The organism is Candidatus Syntrophosphaera sp., assembly GCA_019429425.1.
Taxonomy (GTDB): Bacteria; Cloacimonadota; Cloacimonadia; order Cloacimonadales; family Cloacimonadaceae; genus Syntrophosphaera.
Window position 1 is genome coordinate 1 of sequence record JAHYIU010000116.1, and the last position, 4,954, is coordinate 4,954.

Genomic DNA, 4,954 nt, shown 5'->3' on the forward strand with positions numbered 1-4,954 from the left:
GAGGTAGGAAATGCCAGCGGCTGCGATCAGGACGCGCGATTCCATGATCAGTTCCCTGCTCTGGGTCGGGGCCGGGTAGTCCAGATTGATCCGTTCGGGATTGTTGGTCCATTCGTCGCGGAAATCGCAGATGAAGGGGATGCCATATTTGGACTTGAGGAAAAGGCCCAAAGAAAGCGACGACGGGGGCCCGGAGGAAATGACCGCGGCCTGGAAATCGCACTGGTCCTGCAGCAGATGCCGGAGCAGGTTTTTGGCAAAGGGGCGCCAGAGCATTTCCGGATCGGGGACAAGCAGGCGCTGGCGGATGAATTTCACCACTCCGTTCAGCTTCAGTCCATAGAGCAGTTTGAACAGCCAGTTCGGATCAGGGAAAAAAGCGCGCCAAACCTTTACGCCAGCCGGCAATTCAGCCAGCAGGGCCCGGTCCCGGGGATGGCGCATCAAGGCCGTTCTGACTGTGAGGACGTGGACCTCATAATCTTTCTGGGCGAGGTATTTGACGTTTTTCAGGCTGCGGATCGCGGCCACGCCGCCCAAAGGGGGGAAATAAAAAGCGATGTAAAGGATCTTTTTCATCTTCAGGCCTGGCATTGGGGCCTATGCCCGGTTACGCGGCCAGCAAAGCCTCTCATCCACTATGTCCTGAAGACGCGTGCTCTGGCTTGGTTGAGCAGCTTGTGGACATACTGGACGTCGTACGGCAGGATGGCGTTCACAAACCTGGCCAGTAACAGGAAAACGGCCGCGAACACGATGAAAGCTATGATCTGAGCCGTCCAGCCAGGGCCAAGGACCCAGATTGCGATGGCTGCTGACAAACCGGCCCCAGCAACAGCCACAACCGTCCTCAGGATCGCCTTCAGGGGAAAGAGGGCCTTCAGGTCCAGCTTGAGTTTGTGCTTCATCCAATACAGGTAGACCACCATGGACAGCCAGGAAACGATGACGGTGGCCAGCGCCGCGCCCATCATGCCCATCACCTGCACCAGGATGAGGTTGAGTACCAGGTTCAGGCTGAGGATGATGACGGAATTCAGCATGATATACCTGGTTTTCTGCAGCGCCATGAAGATGATGCCATAGGTGGCCACGCGGAGGGGCAGGATCAGGAGATAGACTTTGAAAAAGGGCACCGAGGCGGCGTAGGTGTCTGTGTAGATGAGAGTTATCACCGGCCTGGCAAAGAGGAAGAAGAGCATCGCGAGGGGCAGGATGATCAGGGCGTTTTTGCGCACCGCGGCCCGGTAGACCTCCGTCATTTGGGCCGGATCGCCACTGATGCTGGGAAGCAGAATGGCGTTCACGGAATTGCTGAGGATGGAGATGAAAGGCAGTTCCATGGCCCCCACGGAGAAAATCGCAAACTGGGCGGGTGTGAAGAATCCCGAGATCACGAACTTATCCAACTGCACGGAAAGCATGCCCAAAATCGAGGAAAGCCCCAAGGGCAGGGAATATCTGAACATATCCCGGTAATAATCCGGGTCGAAGCTGGCCTTGGTTTTGTACTGGAGCAGGTTGAACTGGGCAAATCCCCATTGCAGCAAGGCCGAGAGCATCACACCCAGCACGATGTAATACAGATTTTTGGTAAGCAGCGCGATACCCAGGATGAACACCAGGTCCGTGAGCACCGTGAACAGAGTGAACAGGGTGGTTTTGGCAGGCTGCTTCAGGCCCAGGGTGATTGAGGAATAAACCTGGGTGAGAAACATGAACAGGGGATAGACGGCATAGAGGATGAGCAGGACATTGAGTTGGGGATTGTTGAACAGGCGGGCAATAATACCTCTGAACAGGAACATGGCCAGGCCGAAAACAAAGGCCAGCACCGTGATCAGGTTCACGGTGCGGGAGATGAATTCGCGTTTGGAATCTATGTGCCGGAGCTTGGGCAGAAAAAACAGCAGGCTTTGGGGAATGCCGAGCAGCAGGAGGGTGGAGAAGGTGGTGTAGATCAAAAAGAGCTGGCGGTAGGAGCCAAACTCAGCCGGGATCAGGATCCGGGCCAGGATGATGCCGATCAGGGATTTGAAGCCAAAGCGGATGAATTCCGCGGTGGTGAGCATTCCGGCTTGCTTGCTGCGGTCCTGGGTCAACCCTTCAACTCTCCAAAGATAACCGGGATTACATAGGCAAAATTCTCGTCCTCGCGGTAAACGCTGATCAGATAAGTTCCCGCGGGCAGCCGCGATCCATCGTCCAACACCCCGTTCCAATAATCGGCATTGATGCCTTTGAGGTAGAAGCGGGAGCGCTGATAGAACACGATGTCCTGCAGGTTCCTGACCTCCCAGATCCATTTGCCGTCCCGGGGCACGAGAAAATCCAGATCGTAACGCCTGGTATCGGAGGCAACGGTGATATCCGCGGCGTAGTATGTTATTGCTGGATTGTCCGGTTCGTATTTCCGGGCGGCCATTTTTGCGATGAAGCGCTCCGGATAGGATATCTGAGTGAGTTGAGCCAGCGCGTTGCCGCCAGCCAGGCCATCATAGCTGAACAAGGAAATGCCGGCAAAGCCTTTGCTGCGGATGGCCTCGATCCGCGCCGCCACATCCATGATGGTGTACGATCGGGCCTGGGAATCGGGAGCCAGCGAATTGCTTTGTTCGTTCCAAGCCCTGATCCCGATCACGATCCGGTGGTCCAGATCCAGCTTTTTCAGCTCATCCAGGGTTCTCTGGAAGTCGCCGATGTTGCTCTGATAGGCCATGGGGAAAACGTAATCGACGATCCCGCGGCGCAGCCAGTCCTGCCAATCCTGGGCATAGTTGCGCACGGCCTTGTCGTACTCGGCGATCACCGCGGCGCTGAACACAAGGTTTGGGGCCAAGGAATCGACCAGGGCGGAGGTCCTTTCCATGAAATCAGTCACCTGCTTGACGCGCCAATTGTTCCAGGTCAACTCGCTGTAATTGCCGTCAGCCCTGAACCTTTGCAGGGAAACGGGATGATGGCCGAAAGAGGAGCCGGGATAGCGCACATAGTCCAGATGCAAACCGTCGAGTTCCGGATATCCGCTCAGCAAGTCTCCAATGACGTTCAGCAAATGATCCTGGACCTCCGGCACGCCGGGATCGACGTAGTATCCCAGTTGGCCGGAGTTCTGTTGCCGTTTGCCGGAACTCTCGTGGGTGAACCAGTCAGAATGGTTTTGATAGATGTAGTTCGCGCGGATCAGGGTTTCATCGGTCGGTGTGGCGTTAAAGACCACGAACCAGGCATGGACCCGGATATTGCGCTTGTGGCCCTGGCGCAGAGCGTGATCGAGCGGGATGAAACCGTTTCCTTTCAGGATGTGGCTGGGGGGCTCGGGATTGGGAAAGTCGTTCGGCACCTTGTTGGTTTGGTACATGGCGTCCGAGCGGTAACGCACTTCGATGAAAACATCGGTCTGTTGGGCAGCCACGGCAGCCTGGAGGAAAGAATCGATCGCCGCGGGCGTATTCGTACTCCAGGGCAGCACCCAAATGGCGCGGATCTCCGCTTGCAGCGGCGAGATCAAGATAATCAGGCACAGGGCCGGCAGTAAGGTGAGTGATTTAATCAATGGCATGTAGTTTGTCCTGGGGATTTAACTGTTTAACCTGGATGGAGGCCGATCCATCCTTCATTTTTAGCTGCAGTTCCTCTTCCGGGGTCAATTGATGGATGGAAGTAAGCACCTCGTTTTCCCGCATCAGCAGGCTGTAACCTTTGTTCAAGACATTGCTGGGAGAGAGGTTCTCCAATTGCAGTTGCAGCTTTTCCACGTGGTTTTTGATGTCCTTGAAGCGGGAATTGGCCTCCGCGGATAGCTCCAGGCGCATTTCGCTGAGATGCTGCCGGGTGGAATAGAGCGTTTCACGTGTGGCGTTCTGCAGCGCATTCAAGGCGATCGTCTGCCTCAGCGCGGTTTGGTGCAGAGCGGATTGCAGGCGCGAGCCAGACCGGATGAGTTCTATCTCCGCCATGTCCAGCCTCAATTGCAGATTTTGCCAAAGCTTTTCCGGATGGAACCGGGAAAGCCTGTACTGGAGCTCGCTGACGCGTTTCCTGCCCTGGTCGGATTTGCTGCCCAAGGTCAGGCGCATGCCGCCCGCCAGGGAATCCAGGTAGGCCAAAAGCTCCTTTTTATCCGGAACCACGAGCTCCGCCGCCGCTGAGGGGGTTGGAGCCCGCAGATCGGCTACGAAATCGGCGATGGTGAAGTCGATCTCATGCCCCACGGCGGAAATGACGGGGATGCGGGAGGCAAAGATCTCGCGGGCCAAAGCCTCGTCATTGAAGCAGAAAAGGTCCTCCTGCGAACCCCCGCCCCGGGTGAGGATGATCACATCCACCTCCGATGAGGAGTTGAAATACCTCAGGCCAGAGATCATTTGCGCCGGGGCTTCGCTGCCTTGCACCTGGGTGGGGTATACTTCGGCGATCACAGGGAAACGCCGGCTGAGGACATTGATGATGTCCTGCAGAGCCGCGCCGGTTGGGGAAGTGACAATTCCAATCCGCTGGGGGTAGCGGGGCAGTTTTTGCTTGTGGGCGGGGTCAAAGAGTCCTTCGGCTTCCAGCTTCTTTTTCAGGAGCTCGAACTGCCTGGCCAGATCGCCTTTCCCTGCCAGGGTCATCGATTGGACGTTGAGGTTGTAAGATCCGCCTTTTTCCCAGAGGGTTAGCTTGCCGAAGCAGATCACCTCCATCCCCTCTTCCGGAGTGAAATCCAGATGGAGGTTGGCAAAGCGGAAAAAGGTGCAGCGCAGGGTGGCGTTGGCATCTTTGAGGTTGAAATAGATGTGGCCCGAGCTGTGGCGCGTGTAATTGCTGATCTCTCCGCGCACATAAAGCGGCTCGATCTGGGTTTCGATTACCTGCTTCAGATGCTGGGTAATCTCAAAGACGCTGAAAACTATGAGTTCATCCATGAAAAACCAGGTTATCCGCCGGGGATTATTTGTCAATGACAGTGTTG

At 56.1% G+C, this 4,954-nt stretch carries 4 protein-coding genes; all 4 read right to left on the reverse strand.

What is annotated here, in order from left to right; genetic code table 11:
- Positions 1–579 (reverse strand): hypothetical protein (locus K0B87_09230; GenBank protein MBW6514916.1); only part of this gene is annotated, 579 nt, incomplete at its 3' end.
- Positions 580–638: 59 nt separating this feature from the next.
- Positions 639–2,102 (reverse strand): oligosaccharide flippase family protein, encoded by a 1,464-nt coding sequence (locus tag K0B87_09235; protein ID MBW6514917.1) that lies wholly within the window; start codon positions 2,100–2,102, stop codon positions 639–641.
- Complete coding sequence (locus tag K0B87_09240) at positions 2,099–3,562, reverse strand: family 10 glycosylhydrolase (GenBank protein MBW6514918.1); 1,464 nt, start codon at positions 3,560–3,562, stop codon at positions 2,099–2,101. The genes K0B87_09235 and K0B87_09240 overlap by 4 nt, the downstream gene beginning before the upstream one ends.
- Positions 3,549–4,954, reverse strand: a 1,406-nt coding sequence (gene xseA / locus K0B87_09245; GenBank protein ID MBW6514919.1) for an exodeoxyribonuclease VII large subunit, incomplete at its 5' end; no start/stop codon positions are given. The genes xseA and K0B87_09240, both read right to left, overlap by 14 nt.